Source organism: Virgisporangium ochraceum (assembly GCF_016863655.1).
Classification (GTDB): domain Bacteria; phylum Actinomycetota; class Actinomycetes; order Mycobacteriales; family Micromonosporaceae; genus Virgisporangium; species Virgisporangium ochraceum.
Window position 1 is genome coordinate 1 of sequence record NZ_BOPH01000156.1, and the last position, 23,631, is coordinate 23,631.

22 protein-coding genes are annotated in these 23,631 nt (G+C 74.3%); 10 read left to right on the forward strand and 12 right to left on the reverse strand.

The genetic code is table 11. The annotated features are described in order from the left end of the window. Window positions 1-85 precede the first annotated feature (85 nt). Window positions 86-373, reverse strand: coding sequence for a hypothetical protein (locus tag Voc01_RS51555; protein ID WP_203935140.1), 288 nt, complete (start codon window positions 371-373; stop codon window positions 86-88). 28 nt (window positions 374-401) lie between these two features. Beyond that, window positions 402-1,211, reverse strand: coding sequence for a phytanoyl-CoA dioxygenase family protein (locus tag Voc01_RS51560; protein ID WP_239161098.1), 810 nt, complete (start codon window positions 1,209-1,211; stop codon window positions 402-404). Window positions 1,212-1,267: 56 nt separating this feature from the next. Between Voc01_RS51560 and Voc01_RS51565 the strand changes: the two genes are divergently transcribed. After that, window positions 1,268-2,275: a LacI family DNA-binding transcriptional regulator gene (locus Voc01_RS51565; protein ID WP_203935142.1), complete on the forward strand. Its 1,008-nt coding sequence runs from the start codon at window positions 1,268-1,270 to the stop codon at window positions 2,273-2,275. Here Voc01_RS51565 and Voc01_RS51570 read toward each other — a convergent pair. The 3 genes from Voc01_RS51570 to Voc01_RS51580 are packed head-to-tail and all read right to left on the reverse strand — an operon-like array spanning window position 2,268 to window position 6,702. Continuing rightward, window positions 2,268-3,944, reverse strand: a complete 1,677-nt coding sequence (locus tag Voc01_RS51570) for an ABC transporter substrate-binding protein (RefSeq protein WP_203935143.1) — start codon at window positions 3,942-3,944, stop codon at window positions 2,268-2,270. The genes Voc01_RS51565 and Voc01_RS51570 overlap by 8 nt on opposite strands. A 20-nt stretch (window positions 3,945-3,964) precedes the next feature. Continuing rightward, entirely contained in the window at window positions 3,965-4,627 is a 663-nt protein-coding gene (locus Voc01_RS51575) for a response regulator transcription factor (protein ID WP_203935144.1), read from the reverse strand. Then, window positions 4,624-6,702: a sensor histidine kinase gene (locus Voc01_RS51580; protein WP_203935145.1), complete on the reverse strand. Its 2,079-nt coding sequence runs from the start codon at window positions 6,700-6,702 to the stop codon at window positions 4,624-4,626. Before Voc01_RS51580 ends, Voc01_RS51575 begins: the two co-directional genes overlap by 4 nt. A gap of 281 nt (window positions 6,703-6,983) precedes the next feature. Between Voc01_RS51580 and Voc01_RS51585 the strand changes: the two genes are divergently transcribed. From Voc01_RS51585 to Voc01_RS51595, 3 genes are all read left to right on the forward strand, one after another. Further along, the gene (locus tag Voc01_RS51585) at window positions 6,984-7,823 is read left to right on the forward strand and encodes an aldo/keto reductase (protein ID WP_203935146.1); all 840 of its coding nucleotides are present in this window, start codon (window positions 6,984-6,986) and stop codon (window positions 7,821-7,823) included. Window positions 7,824-7,940: 117 nt separating this feature from the next. Further along, entirely contained in the window at window positions 7,941-8,336 is a 396-nt protein-coding gene (locus Voc01_RS51590) for a VOC family protein (protein WP_203935147.1), read from the forward strand. A 48-nt stretch (window positions 8,337-8,384) separates the two neighbouring features. Continuing rightward, window positions 8,385-9,779, forward strand: coding sequence for a pyridoxal phosphate-dependent decarboxylase family protein (locus Voc01_RS51595; protein ID WP_203935148.1), 1,395 nt, complete (start codon window positions 8,385-8,387; stop codon window positions 9,777-9,779). On the opposite strand, the gene Voc01_RS51600 is transcribed toward Voc01_RS51595, so the two are convergent. The 3 genes from Voc01_RS51600 to Voc01_RS51610 all read right to left on the reverse strand — a co-directional run bounded on the left by Voc01_RS51600 (window position 9,776) and on the right by Voc01_RS51610 (window position 13,115). Then, window positions 9,776-10,600, reverse strand: a complete 825-nt coding sequence (locus Voc01_RS51600; protein WP_203935149.1) for a hypothetical protein — start codon at window positions 10,598-10,600, stop codon at window positions 9,776-9,778. The genes Voc01_RS51595 and Voc01_RS51600 overlap by 4 nt on opposite strands. Window positions 10,601-11,403: 803 nt before the next feature. Then, window positions 11,404-12,105, reverse strand: a complete 702-nt coding sequence (locus Voc01_RS51605) for a TIGR03943 family putative permease subunit (RefSeq protein WP_203935150.1) — start codon at window positions 12,103-12,105, stop codon at window positions 11,404-11,406. Further along, window positions 12,102-13,115, reverse strand: a complete 1,014-nt coding sequence (locus Voc01_RS51610; protein WP_373873987.1) for a permease — start codon at window positions 13,113-13,115, stop codon at window positions 12,102-12,104. Before Voc01_RS51610 ends, Voc01_RS51605 begins: the two co-directional genes overlap by 4 nt. A gap of 97 nt (window positions 13,116-13,212) precedes the next feature. Between Voc01_RS51610 and Voc01_RS51615 the strand changes: the two genes are divergently transcribed. Then, window positions 13,213-13,923, forward strand: a complete 711-nt coding sequence (locus Voc01_RS51615) for a hypothetical protein (protein ID WP_203935152.1) — start codon at window positions 13,213-13,215, stop codon at window positions 13,921-13,923. A gap of 50 nt (window positions 13,924-13,973) precedes the next feature. After that, entirely contained in the window at window positions 13,974-14,390 is a 417-nt protein-coding gene (locus Voc01_RS51620) for a nitroreductase/quinone reductase family protein (RefSeq protein ID WP_203935153.1), read from the forward strand. 21 nt (window positions 14,391-14,411) lie between these two features. Here the strand turns inward: Voc01_RS51620 and Voc01_RS51625 are convergent, their stop codons facing one another. Next, entirely contained in the window at window positions 14,412-14,762 is a 351-nt protein-coding gene (locus tag Voc01_RS51625; RefSeq protein WP_203935154.1) for a MerR family transcriptional regulator, read from the reverse strand. 48 nt (window positions 14,763-14,810) lie between these two features. Between Voc01_RS51625 and Voc01_RS51630 the strand changes: the two genes are divergently transcribed. The 4 genes from Voc01_RS51630 (at window position 14,811) to Voc01_RS51645 (ending at window position 18,379) form a co-directional block, all read left to right on the forward strand. Beyond that, entirely contained in the window at window positions 14,811-15,692 is an 882-nt protein-coding gene (locus tag Voc01_RS51630; protein ID WP_203935155.1) for an NADP-dependent oxidoreductase, read from the forward strand. 141 nt (window positions 15,693-15,833) lie between these two features. Beyond that, on the forward strand, window positions 15,834-16,598 hold the full coding sequence (locus Voc01_RS51635; RefSeq protein ID WP_203935156.1) for a DUF429 domain-containing protein: 765 nt from the start codon (window positions 15,834-15,836) through the stop codon (window positions 16,596-16,598). A 43-nt stretch (window positions 16,599-16,641) separates the two neighbouring features. Beyond that, complete coding sequence (locus Voc01_RS51640) at window positions 16,642-17,553, forward strand: SDR family oxidoreductase (protein WP_203935157.1); 912 nt, start codon at window positions 16,642-16,644, stop codon at window positions 17,551-17,553. A 4-nt stretch (window positions 17,554-17,557) separates the two neighbouring features. Further along, on the forward strand, window positions 17,558-18,379 hold the full coding sequence (locus Voc01_RS51645; RefSeq protein ID WP_203935158.1) for a helix-turn-helix transcriptional regulator: 822 nt from the start codon (window positions 17,558-17,560) through the stop codon (window positions 18,377-18,379). Between the two features lie 81 nt (window positions 18,380-18,460). Here Voc01_RS51645 and Voc01_RS51650 read toward each other — a convergent pair whose 3' ends face one another. The 3 genes from Voc01_RS51650 to Voc01_RS51660 form a co-directional block, all read right to left on the reverse strand. After that, window positions 18,461-22,009 carry a hypothetical protein gene (locus Voc01_RS51650; RefSeq protein WP_203935159.1) on the reverse strand — a complete coding sequence of 1,183 codons (3,549 nt, stop codon included), beginning with the start codon at window positions 22,007-22,009 and terminating at the stop codon, window positions 18,461-18,463. A 69-nt stretch (window positions 22,010-22,078) separates the two neighbouring features. Further along, window positions 22,079-22,981, reverse strand: a complete 903-nt coding sequence (locus tag Voc01_RS51655; protein ID WP_203935160.1) for a hypothetical protein — start codon at window positions 22,979-22,981, stop codon at window positions 22,079-22,081. A gap of 3 nt (window positions 22,982-22,984) precedes the next feature. Then, on the reverse strand, window positions 22,985-23,578 hold the full coding sequence (locus Voc01_RS51660) for an RNA polymerase sigma factor (protein ID WP_239161099.1): 594 nt from the start codon (window positions 23,576-23,578) through the stop codon (window positions 22,985-22,987). Between the last annotated feature and the right edge of the window lie 53 nt (window positions 23,579-23,631).

Consider the following 23,631-nt stretch of genomic DNA (forward strand, 5'->3'; position numbering starts at 1 on the left):
TTCGATGCACAAGTGTCCAAGATCTGTGAACGTCTCGAGCTCCCACCCCGGGGGGCACCCGTGTACGGGTTCCGTCAGCGGGGGGCTACGGGCGGTGGAAGGTTCGCGTGCGGCGGGGCCTCGGGGTCGTGGCCGCCACGCAGCGGGGGCAGATCCAGCCGATGCGGTCGGCGGCGTCGAGATGGTCGGTGCGGCGGTAGTCGAACGGGACGTGCGCCAGCCCGTACAGGCGCGCCCGGTTGAGCGGGCGTCCGCACGCCGTCTGGTTCTGACCGGGGAACCAGGCGTGCGCCTCGCCGCCGGGCTGTCGCTGGCCGGAGTCGTCGATCCAGACGCCCGACGCGGCCACCGCCGGAGTTCCGTTGTGCCTCACGGGAATGGTGTACCCCGGCGGGAAGGCCCTACGCCTCACCCATGACGAGCCCTTCGATCGTGTGCTTCTGGAGGATCGGCGTCAGCTCGTCGACCACCGGGCAGTGCAGGTGCGCCTTCACCGAGTCGGGCAGGGCGGCCCAGTAGCCGTGCGTCACGGCCAGGTCGTGGCGCTCGCCGTTGCCGGCGCCCGGCGCGTCCACCCCGAGCACCAGCACCGGACGGGCGGTCGCCGACACGTTCGGCGTGCCGCGGTGGACGGTCAGCGCCGACCGGGCCGAGATGTCGCCCCGCCGCGGGTACTTGCGCACCGCCCGCTCCTGGTACCGGCCGTAGCGCTCCTTCGGCGGGAACATCCCGTGCTCGAAGTCGGCCCCGTCGTCGAACTGGGTGCCGGGTGCGATCTCGAACGGTCCCATCTCCTCGACGGTGTCGACGGCGGTCAGGTTGAACGCCAACGAGTTCAGCGTCCGTTCGCGCCGCGTCACGTCGGGCATCGGGAAGTCGCGGTGCCACGGCTGCACCCGCGCGCCGGGGAACGGCGTGTCGAAGCCGAGCTCGACGATCTCGTACTCCGGCCCCAGCACGGCCTCGCACACGGCGGTGACCCACGGGTGCGTCACGAGCTCGACGAACCCGCGCAGCTGCTCGGGATGGATCTCCACGTACCAGCGGTTCGGGCCGCGGCCGACGGCACCGCCCTCGCGGGAGCGGGCCTCGGCGAACGCGACCTCGATGTCCTCGCGCATCGCGTCGGCCCATGCGGTGGTGAAGGCGCCGCGGAGGGCGGTGATGCCGTCCCGGTACAGCTCGGCGCGGTAATCGACGGTGGTCGTCATGACAGTCATGTTGCAACGTGGCATGCAACGTGGCAAGTGCTGACTATGATCGATCCGTGGGTGCCAGCATCAAGGACGTCGCCGAGCGGGCGGGCGTCTCGCCGCGCACGGTCTCCAACGTCGTCAACGACTTCCCGCTCGTCGCCCCGCAGACCCGCGCCCGGGTGCTGCGGGTCATCGAGGAGCTGGACTACCGACCCAACGCCGCCGCCCGCAGCCTGCGCGGCGGACGCTCCGGCCTGGTCGGGCTGGTGATCCCGGAGATCGCGTCGCCGTACTTCGGCGAGCTGGCCGACCTGCTCACCCGCGGCGCCGACGAACGCTCGTGGACGCTGCTGGTCGACCAGACCAACGGCGACCGCGACCGCGAGGAGCGGCTCATGCACGGCATGCCGCGGCAGGTCGTCGACGGCCTGATCGTCAGCCCGTGGGCACTGTCGCCGGCCGAACTGCAGCGCCGCCCGGACGCGCCGCCGCTGGTGCTCCTCGGCGAGCAGGACGCCGACGGGCTGTTCGACCACGTCGCCATCGACAACGTCGCCGCCGCCGAGGAGGCGACCGCTCACCTCGTCGCCACCGGACGCCGCCGGATCGCCGCCATCGGACCGCAGCCCCACCTCGCGAACGGCACGGCGCAGCAGCGGCTCACCGGCTACCGCCGGGCGCTGCGGAACGCGGACCTGCCGACGGTCGAGGTCCCCGTGACCGCGCTGCACCGCCGCGACGGCGCCGACGCGATGCGTCACCTGCTCGACGCCGGCCACCGGCCCGACGCCGTCTTCTGCTTCACCGACCAGCTCGCGCTGGGCGCCCTGCGCGCCGCGGCCGACCGCGGCCTGGGTGTCCCCCGCGACCTGGCGGTCGTCGGGTTCGACGACATCGAGGACGGCCGGTACAGCGTGCCGTCGCTGACCACCGTGGCCCCCGACAAGGCCGCTATCGCCGCGCACGCGCTGGACTGCCTGGCCCGCCGGCTCACCCGGGCGGGCGCGTCGGAGCCGGCCCGCCGGGTCACCGCCGGCCACCGCCTGACCGTGCGGGAGAGCAGCGCCCGGGTCACGTGACGAACGCGGTGGTGAGCGACGTGACCCCGAGGACCTCGTGCAGGTACAGGCCGTCGACGCCGAGCCCGTTCAGGGCGCAGGTGCGGTCGTAGAACACCGGCACCACCGGCGCGATGTCGCGCATGAGGCGCTCGTCGAGCCGGCTCCACTCCCGGCCGGCCTCGGCGAGATCGTCGATGGCGCGGATCCGGTCGATCTCCGCGTCGACGACCGGGTCGTCGAGGTAGGACGTGTTGCTGTTGCCCTTCGCCGCGATGGTCCGGCCGTCGACAAGGGCCGGTATCACCGCGGCGCCGCTGGGCCAGTCGGCGCTCCAGGTGGCGATGTAGACGTCGAGGCCGTTGTCGCGGGTGCCGATCGTCGAGTAGTAGCGGTTCGGCGGGATCGGCACCAGCTCCAGGTCGAAGCCGGCGGCGGCGAGGCTGCGCTCGAGGAACGCGGCCACCGCCGGTCCGCGGCCGCTGTCGCGGTAGCCGAACCGCAGCGCGACGGTGCGGCCGCCGAGCATCTTCCGCGCCCGCGACGGGTCGCCGGCCGGGCCGCAGTCGTAGGCGTTGTACGCGCGGAAGCCCACCACGTTGCGGGGCAGCAGCGTGGTCGCGGGCTCGGACAGGGCGCGGCCGCCGGTCGCGCTGAGGTAGCCGTCGCGGTCCATCGCGCAGTTGAGCGCCCGGCGGACCGCGAGGTCCGTGACCCGCGCGACGTTGATCTTCAGGTAGCCGACGTAGGGGGTGCTGCCGACGGTGGCGTGCTGGGCGATCGCGCGGTTGTCGGCGACCGCGGCCAGCATCTCCGGCGGCACCTGCTCCAGGCTCACCGTGGTCCGTTCGCCGGAGAGGACCCGCTCGGTGGCCTCCCCGGCGCTCTGCCCGAACTCGACGACGAACCGGTCGGGGTGGTCGTGCCGGACGGGGTCGCTGCGCGGGTCCCAGTGCGGGTTGCGGACCAGGGTGAGCCGCTCCCCCGGGCGGTAGGACTCGATCCGGTACGGCCCGGTGGCGACGGGACGCAGGTCGTAGCCGGCGCCGGTGTCGCGGTCCTTCGGCACCGGGGTCGTGTTTCCGAGGGTCACCGCGAACGGAAGGTCGGGCTGGGGACGCGGGAACTCGAACACGATCGTGCGGTCGTCGGGCACGCGGACCCCGGGCGGCAACGGCGACACGCCGGCGCCGTTCTCGCCGAGCCAGTTCTGCAGCCAGGTCGGTCCGTCGGCGAGCGCCGGGCTGAACGACCGGGCGATCGCGTACGCCACGTCGCCGGAGCGGATCGGGGTGCCGTCCTCGAACCGCAGCCCGTCGCGCAGGGTGTAGGTCCACACGCGACGGTCGGGCGACGGCCGGCCGGTGTCGGTGGCCAGGTCGCCGACCAGCTCCAGCTGGCCGGCCGGCGTGCGCCGGTAGGCCGTCAGCGTCCGTTGCAGCAGCAGGTTGACCGACTGCGCCCGGGCGACGTACGTGCGTCCCGGGTCGAGGTGCTCGAACTCGTTCTCGATGAGGGCGGTCACCGTGCCGCCGCGCTTCGCACCGGGTACCGCCGGCGCCGGTCCGCGCGCGTCGTCGACGAGGGCCACCGTCTGCGGTCGCGGCGCGGGTCGCGACGGCGCGCCGTCGCGGTCACCGCACGAGGTGACCAGCGGCAGCAGCACGACGGCGACCAACGCCCGCCTCATGAGCGACCTCATGAGCGGCCTCATGAGCGGCCCAGCCCCGCGTCGCGGGCCTTGGCGACGGCGGCGGCCCGGTCGCCCACCCGCAGCTTGAACAGGATCGACGAGACGTGGTTGCGCACGGTCTTCTCGGACAGCACGAGCCGCCCGGCGATCTGGTGGTTGTTGCGACCGGCGGCGAGCAGGTCGAGCACCTCCCGCTCGCGGTCGGTGAGCTCGGGGAACACCCGGGCCGTGTACTCGGGCCGGGCGTTGGTGAAGAAGTCGACGATCCGTCGGGCGACCGCGGCGCCGTAGACCGCCTCGCCCGAGGCGACAGCCAGCACCGCGCGCACGATCTCGGTGCGGCTGGCCCCCTTGAGCAGGTAGCCGCGGGCACCGGCCCGCAGCGCGCCGAACAGGGCCTCGTCGTCGTCGTGCATGGTCAGCATCACGACGGCGACCGTCGGGTGGGTGGCGGTGATCGCCCGGGTGGCCGCGGTGCCGTCGAGGTCGGGCATCGCGAGGTCGGTGAGGACCACGTCGGGCCTCGTCGCCTCGACCACCGCGAGCAGCTCGGAGCCGTTGGCGGCCTCGCCGACCAGCTCGATCTCGGTGCTGGCGGCGAGGGCCGCCTGCAGCCCGAACCGGAACATCGGGTGGTCGTCGGCGATCACGAGCCGCACGGCGGGATCGGTGGGTGTCATGGGGACTCCAGGGGCAACGTGGCGGTGACGACCGTGCCGGCGGTGCTGGACGCGATGTCGAGCCGGCCGCCGACGGTCTCCGCGCGGCGACGCATCGACGTGAGACCGACCCCGGCGACCGCGTCCCCGACGCCGACGCCGTCGTCGGCCACCGTGATCCGCAGGCTTCCGTTCGGCGCGGTGAGGCTGACCCGCACCCGCGTCGCGGCGGCGTGCCGGGCCGCGTTGGTGACGGCCTCCGTGGTGATGCGGTAGGCCGAGGTCTCCACCTCGGGGGCGACCGCGGGCATGGGACCGGCGTGCACCTCGACCGGGAGGGCGGCCGAGACCGTCGCGGCGTGGGTACGGATGGCGGCCGCGAGCCCCAGCGCGTCGAGGGCGACCGGCCGGAGGTTGTCGATGATCCGCCGCACCTCGGCGACGGAGGAGGTGATCTCGGTCTGCAGCCGGTCGAGCAGCACCGCAGCCGTGGTGTCGGCGGCGTCGGTCCGGTCGATCAGCGCCTGCAGGCCGAGGCCGACCCCGGACAGCGACGGCCCGAGCCCGTCGTGCAGGTCGCGGCGCAGGCGTTCGCGTTCGGCGCGGGTGGCGACGACGACTCGGTCGCGCTCGACCTCGAGTTCGCGGGTCAGCTCCAGGGCCCGCACGAGCACGGCCACCGGCGCCGCCATCGCGGTGACGAGCCGCCGCTCGGGCTCGGCGTGCCGCTCCCCCGGCCCCGGCGGCGCGACGTGCAGGTGGCCGATGCGACGGCCGCCGACGTCGAGCGGGACCACCGTGGCGTGCCCGCCGGGCTCGTCGCCGACGGCGGCGAGCACCTCGCCGGCGCCGTCGGTCACCATCGCGCCCGGTGCCCGCACCGCGGTGCTGATGCTGGTGAGCGCGGCGGGAAGCAGGTCGTCCTCGCCGACGACGGCGACCTGCCGGCCCAGCCGGGTGATCGCGCGCAGCGGGTCGCGGCGCTCGCCGTAGACGAGCCGGTCGACGGCCTGCTGCAGGCGGTCGCGGAACGGCGCGAGGCCCACCGCGACCAGCATCGCGGCCAGGATGCCCGGCAGCGGCCGGCGGTCGAGCGCCGTGCCGGCCAGCGTCGTGACCGCGAGGTACAGCCCGGCGACCGCCACGGTCAGGACGCCGTAGACCAGTCCTCGCCGCAGCACCGTCTCGATGCCGAGCAGGCGGTACCGCAGCACCCCCACCGAGACCGCCACCGGTATCAGCAGCAGCGTGACCAGCACGAGCGGGCGCCCCCACGCCGGCGCCAGCCACGACGCGATGAGGAACGGCATCACCACGCAGACCACCAGGGCCAGCTGCTGCCGCCGCGGTGACCGCGCCCGCACCAGCCGCGCGACGGTACCGGCCCAGATCACCAGCATCGACAGCAGGAACAGCGGGACCCACGCCGGCGCCGTGGCCGGAAGGTACCCGTCGCGGAACCCGTCGACCCATCCGGGCAGCGGCTCGTCGGTGGTCCACACCGGTTGCAGCGAACGCGAACCCGGTGGCAGCAACTGCGTCGGCACGCCCTGCAGGTAGTCCGGCACCACGACGACGACCTGGGCACCGTCGCCGCCTCCGATGGTCAGGAAGAGACCGCCCGCCGCGATGTGCGCGACCGCGACGACGGCCACGAGCACGGCGACCCGCGACCACCAGGCGTCCAGCCGGCCGTCGGGGTAGAGCGCCAGCAGCACCGTCGGCGTCACCAGGACCCCGACGACGAACAGCGCCGAGCCGGCGTACCCGGCCCAGATGGCGCCCGGCCACGACGGCTCGACCACGGTGAGGCCGCAGATCGCGTACGCGACGAGCCCGACGTGCCAGGCCTGCGAGACACCGATGCCGAGCAGGATCCACCCGAGCGCGTTGCGGGGCCGGCGGCAGACCACCATCGCGCCCATCACGGCCCAGGCCGTGCCCAGCGCGCCCCACCCGAGTGCCACGGCGCTGTGGTGGCCCATCGACACGTGCGCCGTTCCGGCGGGTTCGGGTGGGAACCAGGTCCACCACGTGAACGCCACGGCGACCGCGCTCGACCCCACCGCCAGCCACGAGATCGCCCGGGCGGCCATTCACCCAGTGTGGACGAGCGCGTGTCCCGGTCGCTACGCCCCGTGTCCCGGTTGTGCCGGGACATCACCGGCGCCGACCGGGACGACGACGCCCGTCGACGCGGGGAACCGCCCGGACGGGTCGGGGCCGCTGCCTCAGGTCACCGCGCGCGCGACCGCACAGACTGGGCGGCGGGACCGACGAGGGGGGTGCGAGATGAGGGTCGGCCAGGACAGCGCGGTGTGACACGGGCCCGACGGCCGCGTGTGCGGCGCGGTGGCCGGTCGTATTGGATGGATCCATGACGCCGACCACCGCACCCACCGTCACCCTCACGCACGGCGCCGAGATGCCGCGACTCGGCCTCGGCACGTGGCCGATGGACGACGGGGAGGCCGAGACGACCGTGGCCACGGCGATCGGGCTGGGCCACCGGCTCGTCGACACCGCGGAGAACTACGGCAACGAGCGCGGCGTCGGCCGCGGGCTGAAGGCGTCCGGGGTGCCGCGCGAGGAGCTGTTCGTCACCACGAAGTTCAACAAGGAGTGGCACGGGGTCGACCTGGTCGCCGAGGCCTGCCAGCGCAGCGCCGACCGGCTGGGCGTGGAGTACATCGACCTGCTGCTCGTCCACTGGCCCAACCCGGCGCAGGACCGGTACGTCGACGCGCTGCGTGGCCTCGCCCGGCTGCTGGAGGACCGCCGGCTCCGCGCGATCGGCACATCGAACTTCACGCCGGTCCACCTCGACCGCGTCCTCGCCGAGACCGGCATCGTGCCCGACGTGAACCAGGTGGAGCTCAACCCGAGGGTGACCCGCGACTCCACCCGGGCGTACCACGACAAGCACGGGATCGTCACCCAGTCGTGGGGGCCGATCGGCGGGCAGGGCAACGACGTGCTGGGCGAGCCCGCCGTGGTGGAGGTGGCCGAGCGGCACGGCCGCACCCCGGCGCAGGTCGTGCTGCGCTGGCACCTGGAGCTCGGGCTCACCGCGGTCCCGAAGTCGAGCGACCCGACCCGGCTCCGGCAGAACCTCGACGTCCTCGACTTCTCCCTGTCGGCCGACGAGGTCGCCGCGATCTCCGCCCTCGACCGTGGTGACGCGGCCGGCGCGGACTCCGACGCGTTCGGCCACTGAGCCTCCCGCGGCATTCCCGCGGCGTTCCGGCGGCCTCCCCACGCTCTCCACCCGGTCTTCATGTTCGGCGGGGCCGCGGTCACCACAGTGGTGGGACATCCGTCGAAGGAGGGTCCCATGACCACGTTCCCCGCCGTCACGCACGTCGCCGTGACCGTCACCGACCTGGGCGTCAGCGTGCCCTGGTACAAGAGCCTGTTCGACGCCGAGCCCGTCCTCGACGAGGACACCGGCCCGTTCCGCCACGTCGTCTTCCTGATCGGCGGCGGCATGCTCTTCGGGCTGCACCAGTTCCCCGGCGCCACCGGCACGGTCGCGTTCGACCCGCGCCGGCCCGGCCTCGACCACGTGGCGTTCGCGTGCGCCGACCGCGCCGAACTGGAGGGCTGGCAGAAGCGCCTCGACGACCTCGGCGTCACCCACGGCGGCATCGTCGACGCCCACTACGGGTCCGGCCTGTCGTTCAAGGACCCGGACAACCTGGCGCTGGAGTTCTTCGCCCCGCCCGCCTGAGTGCCCCGCGCCCGGTGCCGGACCGGACCGGGCGCGGTAGCCTCCGGCGTGGAGAAACGCCTGCTGGAGCCCGTCGGGGCCGACCTGCGCGCCCTGCTCGACCGGGTCGCCGACTGGGTCGTCGGGTACGTCGACGGCCTGCGTCACCGTCCGGTCTCCGACTTCACCGACGTGCCCGCCCTGCTGGCCCGGTCCGACCTGCGTCGCCCGCCCGGTGACGCGGGCCGGCCGCTGGACGACCTGCTGTCCACTGTGGACCTCGCGGTGAGCAAGGGCCTCAACCCGTCGCACCCCGGTCACCTCGGGTTCATCCCCGGAAGCGGCCTGGTGTCGGCCGCGATCGCCGACCTCGTCGCCGACGTGCTCAACCAGTACACCGGGCTGGCCTTTCCCGCGCCCGGGATGGTGGCGCTGGAGACGACCGTGCTGCGGTGGCAGGGCGACCTCTTCGGGTTGCCCGCCACCGCGGCCGGCATCCTCACCACCGGCGGCTCGCTGGCCACGTTGTCGGCGGTGGTCACCGCCCGGGAGACCCGGCTGCCCGCCGACTTCCTCGCCGGGACGCTCTACGTCACGTCCGAGACGCACCAGTGCGTCGCCAAGGCGGCCCGGTTGGCCGGTTTCCCCGCCGACGCGGTGCGCGTCGTCCCGGTCGACGACCAGCTGCGGATGGACCCGGACGCGCTGCGCGCGGTCCTCGCCACCGACCGCGCCGCCGGGCTGCGGCCGTTCCTCCTCGTCGCCAACGCCGGCAGCACCAACACCGGCACCATCGACCCGCTGACCACGCTCGCCGACCTCGCGGCCGCGGAGGACCTGTGGCTGCACGTCGACGCGGCGTACGGCGGCTTCTTCCAGCTGACCGACCGCGGCCGCGAACGGCTGCACGGCATCGAGCGCGGTGACTCGCTGGTGCTCGACCCGCACAAGAGCCTGTTCCTGCCGTTCGGCACCGGATCCCTGCTGGTCCGCGACGGCGACCTGCTGCGCCGGGCGCACTCGGGTGCCGACGACGGGCACTACCTGCAGGACATCCGGGACGTGTCGCTGCCCGACTTCGCCGCCTACGGTCCCGAACTGACCCGCGACAACCGCGGGCTGCGGATGTGGCTACCGCTGCACCTGCACGGCGTCGACGCGTTCCGCGCCGCCCTCGACGAGAAGCTCGACCTGGCCGGGCACGTGTACGCGGAGCTGTCCGCCGACCCGCTGCTCGTCGTCCCGCGCGCACCGAGCCTGTCGACGGTGGCGTTCCGGTTGCGCGCCGGCGACACCGCCGAGCTGATGCGGCGGGTCAACACCGAGGCGGAGGTGTTCCTGTCGAGCACGAGGATCGGCGACCACCACATCGGACGCGTGTGCGTGCTCAACCACCGCACCGACCGCGACCGCGTCGACCGTGCGGTGTCGGCGATCCGGCGCCACGCCCGCGCCCTCTCCTAGCGGCCGGTGACGTCGGCGCAGCCGGACTCGCCCGGCAGCAGCGGGCGGAACCGGAGGTACCACGTCCGTCCGTCGGCCGTCCACGGCGTGGCGGCGTTCGCCGTCGCGGCGGCCGCGCGGACGGTCGCCGCCGCGTCGCCGGTGACGGTGACGCAGCCGACCTCGCCGTCCGGACCCACCGGGTCGCCCGGCAACGCCGGACCCGTCCACGCGACCGGCGGAGCGGCCCGGTCGGCCGGCGTGGGCTCCCGGTACGGAAGGGAGAAGACCGCGAGCGAGGCCATCGGGTACGCGTCGGGGTCGTCGCGCGCATCGGTCAGGTCGTTCCGCACGGCGAGCAGCTTCGCGCGAGCGGCGCGCTGGGCGTCGGTCAACGACCGGGTCGCGCGGTCGTCGACGGTCAACGCGTAGACGACGACCCGCCGGACCCCGTCCGTGGTGGTGACGGTGAACCGGGTGTCGGGCATGTCGGTGACCGTCGGACGCCCGAAGTCGCCGTCGGCCGCGAGCACCCGCCCCGCCAGGGAGGCGACCTCGGCCGGCGGGATCCGCCACTCCTGGACGTTCGGCAGCGCGGGGCCGGGGTGGCTCGCCCGTACCGGCCCGTCGGCGATCACCCGCCCGTCGCCGTAGACCGACACCAGTGGCGGCCGGGAGACGACCTCGATCCCGGGCAGAAAGCCGCCCACGTACTCCACGCGGATCGCCAGCGCCCCCGCATCGACCTGCGCCGGCGGGGTGGATTCAGGGCCGGCCGGCCCCTCACCGCCGCACGCGGATACCAGCATCCCCACGGCGAGCGCGGTCAGTCGCAGCTTCATGCCCCTCTGACGGGCAGGCACCCCGTCCGGTTCCGGGACCCTCGCCGCTACGTAGCGAGACAGCGAAACTACTTACGGTTTTCACTCGGTGGAGTCGGCACCGAGGACCACACTGATCCGTTAGCGGTGTGGGTCCCCATCACGGGCCCGCAAGTGAAGACAGCCTGCCGCGACGAGCCAAGTTTCCACGCCTAGTCGTCGCGGCAGGCCCCACCTCCGAGGGAGGCATCGATGACGCTACGTCATCACAGATCGGACAATCCATCCGTCCAAAGGGTGGAACGTTCCTCCGGTACGCCTGGTTACGCAGCTAGTCACCCGGTCGAGCATCCGTCTCTGGAACAACCGGGTGCGCCGAACGACTCGTCGTCGCCGTCAGTGGAGCGACCGCCTACGAGTGACGCGAGGACGGCACACACCTGGCGCCGGGCGTGGAAATCGCTCCTGTTCCTGGCTGGTGTCGTTCAGGTCGTGAGAACGGCAGTCTTCGCATGGAACTTCGCGATCGACCACTCACCGTGGCTCGGGCAGGTCCTGGACACCTGGTCCAGGTAGCGTCACCCGTCGAACAGCAACCCGGGTCGCGAAACGGCCCGGGTTGGAACGCCCACGCGGTCGAGAGCCGTGCGCGCAACCATGGCGTCGAGTGGCCGCCCGCCGGGCCACGCGATGACACGACGGTGGAGCCGCCGCCCGAACCCCCGCGGCGGTCCTCACCGCCGGCCGGCTCCGCGACGTGTTCGGGATCGACGCCGAGGTCGGCCCCGACCGCCTCGGCCACCTCACGATCGCCTACCGCGGAGTCAGTTCTCGTACTGCTGCGGCGGCGCACCGACCCGGTGGACCTCCACGACCTCGATCGACGGGATCGGGCCGCCGTTGATGTCGTCCTTCGCCACGTGGGCGGTGTAGGTGCCGGTGACCCGCAACCACGTGTCCGCCTTCAGACCGGCGGGCACGGTGCCGGCCAGGCCGACCTTGATGGGCTGGGCGTCGGCGGCGCAGCAGTTGAGGGTCATCCGGGTCAGGTACGGGGTGCCGGCCCGACCGTAGCTGAGGAAGCCGGTCAGCTCGATGCGCCGCCCCTCCAGCGACCGGCCCCCGTCGAACGCGGCGCGGGCGGCGTAGTCCATCACCCGCATCGGCAGCGGGTCGCCGGCGGGGAGGTCGGCGAAGCCGGTCGGGCGCTGCAGCGCGGTACCCGCCCGGTCGGCGGTGTAGGAGCCCAGGGCCGGCGGCGCGGCGACGACCAGGGCGAGCACCGGCGCGACCAGCAGCCAGGACAGCCGCGACCCGCCGTGGTCGTGGCCGTCGTTCTCCTTGCGGTGGGACCGGTACTCCTGCCACAGGGTGACCGCGGCCGTCGCCAGCAGCAGCACGGCGGTGAGGATCAGAAGCGGGCGCAGCCCGGCCTTCACGTAACGCAGGTAGGTGTCGGTGAGGGCGGCATAGAGAACGGCGCCGCCGACCAGACCGGTCACGATGCCCTGCGTCTCCCTGTTCATGTCAGCACCGCCCCGACCGCGACCGACACGAGCACCGCGACCACGAACGTGGCCGGGGCGAAGCGCACCGCGAACCCGCGCCCGAACGTGCCGGCCTGCATCGCGATCAGCTTCAGGTCGACCATCGGGCCGACGACCAGGAACGCCAGCCGGGCGGTGAGCGAGAACTGCGACAGCGAGGCGGCGACGAACGCGTCGGCCTCCGAGCAGATCGACAGGACCACCGCGAGCACCGCCAGCGCGAGCACCGACAGCACCGGGTTGCCGGCGACCGCGGCCAGCCAGCTCTCCGGCACCACGGCCTTCAGCGTGGCCGCCGCGGCCGCGCCGAGCACGAGGAAGCTGCCGGCGTGCAGGACGTCGTGGCGCACCGACGTCCAGAACGCGGTCGCCCGGCCCTTTCCCTCGACCGACGGGCGCGACGGCAGCCGCATCCAGTCGGTGCGGCCCAGCCGGTTCCACAGCCAGCCCATGACGCACGCGACGGTCAGGCTCGCGACGAACCGGGCCAGCACCATCTCCGGGTTGCCGGGGAACGCGACGGCGGTGGCGGTCAGCACGATCGGGTTGATCGCCGGGGCCGACAGCAGGAACGCGAGCGCCGCGGCCGGTGTCACCCCGCGCCGCACCAGCGCACCCGCCACCGGAACCGAGGCGCACTCGCAGCCGGGGAGCACCGCGCCGGCCGTCCCCGCGACCGGCACCGCGAGAGCGGGCCGGGACGGCAGCGCCCGGGCGAAGAACGACGCCGGCACGAACACCGCGATCACCGCCGACAACGCGACGCCGAGCACGAGAAACGGCAGGGCCTGGGTGACCACGGCGATGAACACCGTCATCCAGCTCTGCAGCGCCGGCGCCGACAGCAGGTCCGCGATCGGGCCGCGCGCCATCGTGACCACGAGCAGCACCACGATGAGCACCAGCAGCGGGTTGAGGTTGCGGTCCGGCTGCTTCGGCGCGGTGCCCGGGTCCGGCGCCCGCGCGGGCCGCGTGTCGGTGGTGGTCACGTCCGGAGGTACGGCCGGCGCGCCGTGACGGTTCAGCTGCGCTGGGCATTCACCCGCGTCACTGTGATCGGTACCCTTCCCGCAAGGAGGCGCACACATGACGAACCGGACCAGGCCACGGCCCGCCAAGGGCGGATCCCGCCCGATCGCCCCACCGACCGGGCGGCGCATCGCCCCACTGGTGATCGCGTTCGCGCTCGGCGCGCTGCTCGCCGGTCCCATCGCCGCCCTGACCGCCCGCGACGCCGCGCCCGCCGGCGGCACCTCCACCGCCGACCGCGTCGCGGCGCTGAAGGCCGAGGAGGCCAGGCGCGACGCCGCGCAGATCGTGGAGCTGACGACGAAGGCGCGTCAGGTGCAGGAGCGGCTGCTGCCGGTGCTCACGGGGCTGTCCATCGCGGTGCCGCCCGGTCAGGCGGCCGGCCAGGCCACGGGGACCCCGCCCGCCGCGGCCGAGGTGGAGCGCTGGCGAACCACCACCGGCGCGATCGTCGAGGAGTTCGCCAACCCGCCGTCCGGCGGCACCGCGGTGAACATCGCCCGGTCCGGGCTGGCCGCGGCGGTCCGCGAGCTGGACGCGGCCGTCGACCTGTACGCGGCGGCACTCGCGCTGTCGCCCGAGGCCCGCGGACCGCTGCTGGAGCTGGCCGGACGCCAACGCGACATCGCGATCGCCACCTGGTCGACCGCCGCCACCCAGCTCGACGTGCTGAACGTCGACGCGGGCAACGGGCACGCGCACGTGTTCCTGCCGGCCGTACCCGGCCAGGGCGCCCTGACCGCCGACGGCGCGCCGGAAGGCAAGTGATCCACGGCGCTTTGCCGGCGCCGCGGCGTGACCCGCACTAGATTGCGGACATGGCTTCCTTCAACGACACGGTGATCGAGAACTTCCGCGCCAACGACGGTGTGCTCGGCGGCCACTGGGAGGGCAAGACGGTCCTGCTCCTGCACGCCCCCGGCCGGAAGACCGGAAAGATCACCGTCAACCCCCTGGTGGCGGCGCCGCACGGCGACGCCCACATCGTGTGCGGCAGCGCCGGCGGCGCTCCGGACGACCCGCAGTGGGTCGCCAACCTGGAGGCCGTCGACGGTCCCGTGACCATCGAGCTGGGCGCCGAGACGCTCCAGGCGGACCACCGGGTGGTCCGCCCCGGCCGCGACGCCGACTGGGAGGAGCTGTACGGGGCGTGGCGGGCGTACTGGCCCGACGCCGCCGACTACGAGACGAAGACCGACCGGAAGTTCCCGGTCGCGGTGATCACGGTCCGCTGAGGCATCGGCTGCCGGGCGCGGTCATCGCGCGGCGTCGATGACCGCGCCCAGCAGCCGCCGCGACCGTTCCAGGTCGTCGATCGCGGCGCTGATCCGCCGGTACTCGTGGTCGAGGTCCGCGCGCACCCGTGGGCAGGTCGGCGCGAGAACGTCGCCGTCGGAGGTGACGCACGGGAGCACGTTCGCGATGACCGACGTCGACAGGCCGGCGGTGAGCAGCGACCGGATGCGCCCGACGAGGTCCACGTCGGACTCCGCGTAGACCCGGTAGCCGCTCGGCAGCCGGTCGGGCGCCAGGAGGCCCTGCTCCTCGTAGTACCGCAACAGCCGCTCGTTGACCCCGGTCCGCCGGGACAGTTCGCCGATCCGCACGCGTCACCCTTGACTCTCACATGGATGTGAAACTTTAGCGTAGCGTCCATGCGAGCCGTACAGATCGACCGCCACGGCGGTATCGACGTCCTTGTGCTGCGTGACGTGCCGGAACCGGTGCCCCGAGCGGATGAGGTCCTGGTGCGCACGGTGGCCAGCAGCGTCAACCCGGTGGACTGGAAGACACGGGCATGGGACCGCGGTCCGGCGTTCCCGATGACCCTCGGCTGGGACCTCGCCGGCGTGGTGGCGCACAGCGCGGTGCCCGGCTTCTCCCCCGGCGACAGGGTCGTGGCGATGTCCGGACAGCTGTCCACCGGCCTCGGCACCTGGGCCGACCTCGTCGCCGTGCCCGCCCGGATCCTCACCGCGGCGCCGGCCCGGATCCCGCTCGTCGACGCGGCCGCGCTGCCGCTCGCCGGACTCACCGCGAGCCAGGCTCTCGAGCGGGTGAAGCCGGTGCCGGGTGAGCGTGTTCTCGTCACCGGCGGGGTCGGCGGGGTCGGGTCGCTGGCGGTCCAGCTCGCCCGCCGGTCGGGTGCCCGCGTCGACGCGCTGGTCTCCCGTCCCGCGCACGTCACCGCGGCGCGCGAGGCCGGCGCGCACCTGGTCACCGACCGGGTGGGCGACCTTCCACCCGGCGCCTACGACGCGGTTCTCGACACGGCGGGCGTGCATCCGGGACCCGCGCTCGCGCCGGGCGGCCGGTACGTCTCGATCACCGACGACCCGCTGCCGACCGACCTCCCGAACGCGGCGAAGCACCAGGTACGCGAGGACGCGGACGGCCTCGCCGACCTGGTGACGCTGGTCGATGCCCGCGAGCTGCGCGTGCGCGTGGGCGCGTACCTCCCGGTCGGAGACGTGCGCCGGGCGCACGAGCTGTTCGAGGCCGGCGGCATGCTCGGCAAGGTGGTGCTGACGTTCTGATCAACGACCCTGTCGACGACCTCCCGGACCGCATGCTCACCGACCGCTGATCACGGCCACCGCGTCGGACTCCAGGGCCGTCTCCGCCGACACCCCCCGACGACGCCGTGACCCGGCCGGCCCGGCGGCTACGGTGGCCCGGTGCTGACCGTGGGAGTGGACCTGGCCGCCGAGCCGGACGGGACGGCCGTGGCGAGGGTCGACTGGACGGCGGGCCGGGCCACGGTCGCCCGGGTCGACGTCGGGGTCGGCGACGCGGCGATCGTCGACGCCGTGGCCATTGCCGACAAGGCCGGGATCGACTGTCCGCTGGGCTGGCCGGTCGCGTTCGTCGAATTCCTCACCGCCCACCACACCGGTCACGTGACGGTGCCGGCCGGGGTCGCCGGACGGGTGTGGCGCCGCCGGCTGGCCTACCGGGTGACCGACGAGGTGGTCCACCGGGCCGTGGGCCGCCTGCCGCTGAGCGTGGCGGCCGACCGGATCGGGCACACCGCGATGCGTGCCGCGGCGCTGCTGTCGACGCTGGCCGCCCGCGGGTGCCCGGTCGACCGGGGCGGCGACGGCGTCGTGGTCGAGGTGTATCCGGCGGCGTCGCTGCGGATCTGGGGACTGCCGGACCGCGGCTACAAGCGCACCGCGAACCTGCCCCGGCTCGCCGACCTCGTCGACCGGCTGCGTGCGGCGGCGCCGTGGCTGGACCTCGGTGCGCACGAGCCGCTCTGCCGCGGGTCCGATCACGCCTTCGACGCCGTGGTGGCCGCGCTGACCGCGCGCGCGGCCGCGCTCGACCTGGCGACCCGGCCCGCCGCCGACGAGGTCGCCGCCGCGCGGACCGAGGGGTGGATCGCGTTGCCCACCGCGCCGCTGGACGCGCTCATCCAGGGACTACCGGTCCGTGGATAACGAGGGCCTTCATCCGCCCCGCCGGCCCGTCCACGCTTGACCCATGAACGACACGGACCTGAACGGCAAGCTCGCCGTCGTCACCGGTGCCAGCGACGGGATCGGCCTCGGCCTGGCCCGTCGCCTCGCCTGGGCCGGCGCCGAGGTCATCCTCCCGGTGCGCAACGAAGCGAAGGGACGCGCGGCGCTCGACCGGATCACCGGCAGGGCGTCCCTGCGCACCCTCGACCTCGCGTCGCTGTCCTCGGTCGCGGCGCTGGCCGACACCCTCACCGCCGAGGGCCGGCCGATCGACATCCTGGTCAACAACGCGGCGGTGATGACGCCGCCCACCCGGTACACCACGACCGACGGGTTCGAGCTGCAGTTCGGCACCAACTACCTGGGGCACTTCGCGCTGGTCGCCCGGATCCTGCCGCTGCTGGTGGCCGGCCGGGCGCGGGTCACCACACAGGTGAGCATCGCCGCGCGGTCGGGCCGCATCAACTGGTCCGACCTGCAGTTCGAGCGGGAGTACGCGCCGATGAAGGCCTACGGCCAGTCGAAGCTTGCCACCATGCTCTTCGGCCTCGAACTGGAGCGGCGCAGCCAGGCGAACGGCTGGGGCATCACCAGCAACGTGGCGCACCCCGGCCTCACCTACACCAACCTGCAGACCGCCGGCCCGACGATGGGCGGGAAGTCGTCGCCGCTGGGCGCGCTGTTCCGGTGGCAGTCGAAGCTCGGCTGGCCGGTGCAGTCCGTCGAGGGCGGGCTGCGTCCCGCGTTCTACGCCGCGACCGACCCGGCCTCCCGCGGCGGGCGGTTCTACGGCCCGCGCGGGCTGTTCCACGTGACGGGCCGCGCCGCCGAGCAGACCATCTACCCGGCCGCCCGCAACCTTGACGAGGCGGCCCGGTTGTGGGACCTGTCGCTCGGCCTTGCCCAGGTCACGTTCGCCGCTCGGGCACACTGACGACATGGACCGGGCACAGCTAGCCGACTTTCTCCGCACCCGGCGCGAGGCGCTGCAGCCGGAGGACGTCGGCCTCCCCCGGGGCCGGCGCCGGCGCACCGGCGGGCTGCGCCGGGAGGAGGTGGCCGCCCTGTGCGGGATGTCGGCCGACTACTACAGCCGCATCGAGCAGCAGCGCGGCGCGCAGCCCTCGGAGCAGATGCTCGCCGCGATCGCGCACGGCCTGCACCTGTCGCTGACCGAGCGCGACCACCTGTTCCGCCTCGGCGGGTACCCGACCCCGCGGCGCAACCTGCGCGGCGACCACATCAACCCGGGCATGATGCGGATCCTCGACCGGCTCGAGGACACCCCGGCGCAGGTGATGAACAACCTCGGCGAGACGCTCCGGCAGACCCGTCCGGCGATCGCGCTGATGGGCGACGACAGCCGGTGGACCGGGCTGTCCCGCAGCATCCTCTACCGCTGGTTCACCGACCCGCTGGCGCGGCTGGTCTACCCGGAGGAGGACCACGCGATGCACAGCCGGATCTTCGTCGCCCACGTCCGGCAGGTGTACGGCCAGGGGCTGCCACCCCGCGGCACGGAGATCCTGGAGGCCCTGCTGGCCACCAGCCCCGACTTCGTCGACCTGTGGTCCCGCCACGACGTCGACGCCACCTACGTGGGCGACCGGAAGCGGATCTCCCACCCGGAGCTGGGCCTGCTCGAGCTGAACTGCCAGACCCTCGTCGACCCCGACCAGTCGCAGACCCTGCTCGTCTACACGGCGGTGCCGGGTACCGAGAGCTACGAGAAGCTGCAGCTGCTGTCCGCGGTCGGCTGACGCCGCGCCGGCCACCTCTCGCGGATCTTGGACACCCGTACATCGATGCACACGTGTCCAAGATCGCCCTCGGGGCGGGGCCTACAAGGTCTCGCGGACGAAGATGTACGTGTTCTCGCCGATCACGCTGCGCGCCTGGGCCAGCAGCCTCGCCAGCTGGTCCTCGGCGGTCGCCGACAGCCGCGGCACGATCAGCTCGACCTTGCCGAGGTCGACCAGGTCGTCCCAGAGCTGGCCCAGCTTGTAGTCGCTCAGCCTGCCGTGCATGCCCTCGATCGTGATCTCCTTGCCGGTGCCCAGGTCCATGATGCGGCCGGGCCGCCGGAACACGCCCTGCACCTCGGCACCGCCGAGGTAGTCGGCGCAGACCAGGTCCTCGTACAGGCGGCCGGCCTCCTTGGCGTCGCTCAGCTGCAGGATGCGCTGCTGCTCGGCCATGGCCGCCTGGCCCTGCAGCGGCTCCTGGAACTTGGAGATGTCCACGCGGGGGGCGTTCGCGCCGTGCGGCATCCGGGGGCGGTTCTGGCCGCGCTCGGGCGTGGTGCGGCCACCCGTGCCGCCGGCGCGCCGGGCGGTCGCCTCGGTGACCGCTTCGACCTCGGGACCCTCACCCAGGGCCCGCAGCTCGTCGCCGGTCTCGCGGGGCAGCGCGGTCGGCGACCCCTCGGGCACCGGTCCCGGCGGCAGCTGCTGGATCTTCCCGCCGCGGGCGAGGAACTCCTCGACGGTCTCCACCCGCGGGGCGCCCGTCGTGGTTCCGGCCGCGGAAGCGGCGTCGTCGGTCACCCCTGACGCGGACGCCGACTCCACCGCCGCCGCCCGCTGCGCCACCTGCGCCCGGACCACCGCCAGGTCCCCGTTCGCCGCCAGCAGCAGCTCGTCGACCCGGGTCGCGTCGCCGCCGGCGGCCGCCAGCAGGTCGTCGAGGCGGGTGACGTCGTCGCCGCACGCGGCGAGCAGCCGCTCCAGCCGTCCCATGTCGCCACCCGCGGCCCGGACCAGTTCCTCCGCGCGGGCCGCGTTCGGACCGAGCCGTTCCAGCAGGGACGCGGTCCTGGCGCCCTCGCGGCCGCACAGGGCGAGGAGCGTCTCGAGCTTCGTGGCGTCGTTGCCGACCGCGGCCAGCATCGTCTGCAGCGTCGCGGCGTCGCCGCCGACGGCGACGAGCAGGCGCTGCAACACGACCTCGTCGGCCACCAGTGCCCGCAGCCGCACGAGCAGCGCGGTCTCCGCTGTCGCCTCGCCGAGCCCGACCATGCGACCGGCCCAGGCGGCGAACTTCGCGCCGAACACCAGCGACGCCACGTCGAAGACCGCACTGCCGACCAGCTCGCCGCGTTCGAAGTCGGAGAGCTGGTCGTCGGAGTACGCCTTGTACAACTTGATCGCCACGCTGACGGCCACCGCCACCGCCGCGATCACCAGCAGCACCGTGCCGATCGCCGCGATGAACTCGACCACCGTGACGATCGCGGCGAGCACCGCGAGCACGCCGGCGATGCCACCGATCGCGGCCGCCACCACGAGCGCGACCGCCACCACGGCCAGCACCACGAGCGCGACCACGCCGAGCACCTTGATCATGTCCCAGGCCGTGGACACGATGCCCACCACCAGCCCGCCGACGAAGCTGGCCGCCCGGCTGAGCCAGCTCTCCTCCTCGATCTCCTTCGCCCGCTCGTCGATCCGCTTCCCGACGCCGTCGAGCATGGACTGCTGCGCGTCGATGCCGTCGTCGACCTTGCCGGCGGTCTCGGTGAGGCCGGTGCCGAGCTGGCCGGCCCACTCCCGGTCGGAGTCGCCGACCGCCTTGGCGAGGCTTCCCTCGACGCCCCGCTGCACCTGCGCGTACTCGCCGACGGTCTCGTCGGCCTGCGTGTCCATGCCGTCCACGGCCGTGGTCGAGGCCGTGCCGACCCGGTCGGCGAAGTCGGTGCCGGCCTGCCCGGCCGGCCCGGTCAGCAGGTCGGCCTGCCGGCGCATCGCGTCGGCGGCGGTGGTCGCGGCCGTCTCCATGGCGGACCGCGTCAGCGTGACCAGCTCGGCCAGCTCGCCCGACACGTCGCCGACCACCGCGTCGAGGTCGGCGGTCGCGGTGTCCACGTCGACGGTGGCGTTCCCGGCCAGCCCGGTGATCGTCGCGGTCACGGAGTCGAGCCCGGCCACGATGTCGGTCACGGACGTGTCGACCGCCGCCGCACCGGTCTGCCGCGCCCGCTCGATCTCCCCCGCGGCCGCGGCCGCGGCCCGGTCGATCTCCCCGGCCGCGTCGCGCTGCGCCTCGAACTGTGCGACCACCCCGTCCCGGTCCCGTTGGATGCCCGCGACCGTGTCGGCGGCGGCCCGGTCGATCGCCGCCACGGCGGCCGCCCGCCGCTCCTCGACCCGGTTGCGCGCCGCCGCGAGGTCCGACGTCGCCATCCGCTCGGCGACCGCCGCCCCCTCGTTCCGGAACTTCGCGGCGAGCGCCGCCATGTCGCCGCGGGCGGTGGCGGCGACCGCGTCGCCGGCCTTCAGCAGTTCCGACGCCGTCTCGCCGGCGATCTCCCGCGCCGCCCGGGCCTTGCGCCCGCCCCGTTCGGTCGGCTGCAGCGCGTCCGCTCTCGACGCGCCGACGCCGACCGCGTCGGCGGCCCGGGTCCGCGCGCCGGCGATTGCCCGCTGCGCCTCCCGTTCGCCACCCGCGATCGCGGCCAGGGCCTGTTTCTCGGCGGCGGCCCTGACGGCGTCCTGGTTGGTGGTCAGGGCGGTGTCGAGCGCCGCGAGCGTCTCGGTCGCCCCCGCGTTGACCCGCCCGACGTCGCGCGCCCGGGCCGCCTCCACCGCCGACTCGGCGTCGGTGGCCGCCTGCCGGGCGGCCGCGATCCCCGCGTCGGCCGACGCCACGACCCGCTGCGCCTCGGCCTGCGCCGCACCGCGCACGTTGGCGGCCTGGGTGTCGGCGGTGGACTGCAGCGCCGCGAGCGCGTCGGCCCCCGCGGCGACCGTGGCGGCGCGATGGTCGCCGATGTGGGCGAACAACGCGGCGACCGCGGGGATCCGCATGGCGTCGTCGGCACCCGCGCCGGCGAGCGCGGGCGCGGCCGCCGTCGCGGAGAGCTTCGTCGCGCCACCCACCGCGGTCGCACCATTCATGGGACCGGCGGTGGGACCGGCAACAGCCGGCCCGGCGACCGGACCCGCGACCGACGGACCCGCGACCGACGGGGCGGTACCGGCCATCATCGGGGATGCCGGGGCGGCCGCGGCGGACCCCACCGGCCCGGCCCCGAGCGGTGCGGCCCCCGTCGGCACGGGCGCCGCGGCACCGGATGCCGGCGCCACCACCGGCGACATCGCCGCCGCCTCCGACCCACCGGTCATCGACGCCCCCGGGCCGGCCTCCCCGCCCTGAACCCCCGCCACCAACTGCCCGACGGCGGCGTTCCCGCCCGGCTGCAGCGCCATCACCATGTCGGACGTGAGTACCGGTCCGCCGTCGCCGACGACCGACTCGCCTTCGCCGGCGTACTGGCGCAGCAGCGGTTCCACGCCGGGGACCGGGGTCGCCGGTCCGGTGCGGGAGGGTGCCCGGTCCTGGCCGGGCGCCTCGATGGTCTCCGCGACGGACTCGCGTACCTGACCGGTCACCGATCCATCATCGCGAGTCTCCGCCACCAACCCCAGAAGTCTGCACCTTCGGACATGCCAGCCCCGATGTCACGGCCGCCCGTTGCCGTTACCGGGTCCCCGGCCGTTGCCGGCGCCGCCGTTCCCGTTGCCGTTGCCGCCGTTGCCATTGCCGTCGCCATTGCCGTTCCCGGGCCCGGTGCCGTTTCCATTGCCGTTCCCAGGCCCGTTGCCGGGTGGCGTCGCGGCCGGGCCGCCGGGCTTCGCGGGTCCGCTGGGGGCCGTGCTGCCGGGAACCGGCGTGGCCAGCAGGCCGGCGCAGAACTGGGCGATCCGGTTCGGGCCGCCGGCGGCGTCCGCCAGTCGCTTGCGTTCGTCCGGACGCAGCTGCGGTGCGCCGGGGCTGTCGCGGCTCGCCTGCCACGTCCGGCACAGGGCGACCAGCTCACCCGGCGCCGGCGACGACCCCGACGGCGACGGGGGTCGCGGCGTGGGCGAACCGACGTCCCGCTGCTCCGGTGCCGGGACGCCGATGCCGGCGAACGCCTCGTGCAGCTCCCGCTGGACCGGGTCCGGCAACCTGTTCGTGCCGGCCGCGTACGCGGTCCCCCCGACGAGCGCGACCACCGCGCCCAGCGCGACCACCGCCACCCGCGGCCGCGTGAACCACCGACCGCCCGGCCGCGCCACCGCCGACCCGCCCGGCCGCGCCATCGAGCCGCCAGGAGACCCGGCCGGCCGCGCCATCGAGCCGCCACGAGACCCGGCCGGCGCGGTGCCCGGTTCCGCCGCACGGTACGCGCTCCGGAACGCCGCCACCGCCGCGTCCTCGCCCGACAGCTCGCCCGCCCGTGCCGGTGCGGCCGCCGCCGCCAGCAGGTTGGCCACGCTGGGATGCGCGCCGGGGTGTGCGTCGTCGGACGCGCCGTCGAGGAGGCGTTCGCTGTCGTGTCGGCTCAAGGGGTGCGGTCGGAACCAGCGCAGGAGGTCCATGGCTCACGCACCTTCCAAGCGGGTGCCCGACAGGCCGCCGGCCGGCTCCCGGCGCTGCCGCACCTGGGGATGGTCGGCCAGGCGGCGCAGGCCGCGCATCGCCGCGATCCGAACAGCGCCCGGGCGCTTGCCCAGCACCGCGGCGGTCGCGGCCACGTCGAGGCCGGCCACCGCGCGGAGCATCACCGCCTCGGCCTGGTCGCGGGGCAACGACGAGATGACGTCGAGCGCCCACTCGGTCCCGGAACGCTCGACGACCTCGTGCACGACGTCCCGCACGGGCTGCCCCGCGATCGGCTCGACCTGCTCGCGGACCTCCTCACGGCGGCGCCAGGCCCGACGGCCCTCGTCGATGCCGCGGTGGCGCGCGATGCGGAACAGCCACACGCGGAACGCCGTCGCGTCGCCGGTGAACGTCGACAGGTCGCGGGCCGCCTGCAGCCACGTCTCGGACGCGACGTCCTCGGCGGCGTCGCCGCACACCACGCGCAGGTAGCGCAGGACCGCCGGTTGGAGCGCCCGCCAGATGACCGCGAACGCGGCCTCGTCACCGCCGACCGCGGCCCGTAACGCGCTGGTGAGGTCGTCGTCACTCATCGGTATGCAGCTCCACCCACATGGCCCGCACACCTTAGCGAGGGGACGGGTGA

Coding starts and splice junctions, on each gene's coding strand:
- Voc01_RS51560 (WP_239161098.1), bottom strand. CDS start 1,211: ATGACGACCACCGTCGATTACCGCGCCGAGCTGTACCGGGACGGCATC.
- Voc01_RS51570 (WP_203935143.1), bottom strand. CDS start 3,944: ATGAGGCGGGCGTTGGTCGCCGTCGTGCTGCTGCCGCTGGTCACCTCG.
- Voc01_RS51575 (WP_203935144.1), bottom strand. CDS start 4,627: ATGACACCCACCGATCCCGCCGTGCGGCTCGTGATCGCCGACGACCAC.
- Voc01_RS51580 (WP_203935145.1), bottom strand. CDS start 6,702: ATGGCCGCCCGGGCGATCTCGTGGCTGGCGGTGGGGTCGAGCGCGGTC.
- Voc01_RS51585 (WP_203935146.1), top strand. CDS start 6,984: ATGACGCCGACCACCGCACCCACCGTCACCCTCACGCACGGCGCCGAG.
- Voc01_RS51590 (WP_203935147.1), top strand. CDS start 7,941: ATGACCACGTTCCCCGCCGTCACGCACGTCGCCGTGACCGTCACCGAC.
- Voc01_RS51600 (WP_203935149.1), bottom strand. CDS start 10,600: ATGAAGCTGCGACTGACCGCGCTCGCCGTGGGGATGCTGGTATCCGCG.
- Voc01_RS51605 (WP_203935150.1), bottom strand. CDS start 12,105: ATGAACAGGGAGACGCAGGGCATCGTGACCGGTCTGGTCGGCGGCGCC.
- Voc01_RS51615 (WP_203935152.1), top strand. CDS start 13,213: ATGACGAACCGGACCAGGCCACGGCCCGCCAAGGGCGGATCCCGCCCG.
- Voc01_RS51620 (WP_203935153.1), top strand. CDS start 13,974: ATGGCTTCCTTCAACGACACGGTGATCGAGAACTTCCGCGCCAACGAC.
- Voc01_RS51630 (WP_203935155.1), top strand. CDS start 14,811: ATGCGAGCCGTACAGATCGACCGCCACGGCGGTATCGACGTCCTTGTG.
- Voc01_RS51640 (WP_203935157.1), top strand. CDS start 16,642: ATGAACGACACGGACCTGAACGGCAAGCTCGCCGTCGTCACCGGTGCC.
- Voc01_RS51645 (WP_203935158.1), top strand. CDS start 17,558: ATGGACCGGGCACAGCTAGCCGACTTTCTCCGCACCCGGCGCGAGGCG.
- Voc01_RS51655 (WP_203935160.1), bottom strand. CDS start 22,981: ATGGACCTCCTGCGCTGGTTCCGACCGCACCCCTTGAGCCGACACGAC.
- Voc01_RS51660 (WP_239161099.1), bottom strand. CDS start 23,578: ATGAGTGACGACGACCTCACCAGCGCGTTACGGGCCGCGGTCGGCGGT.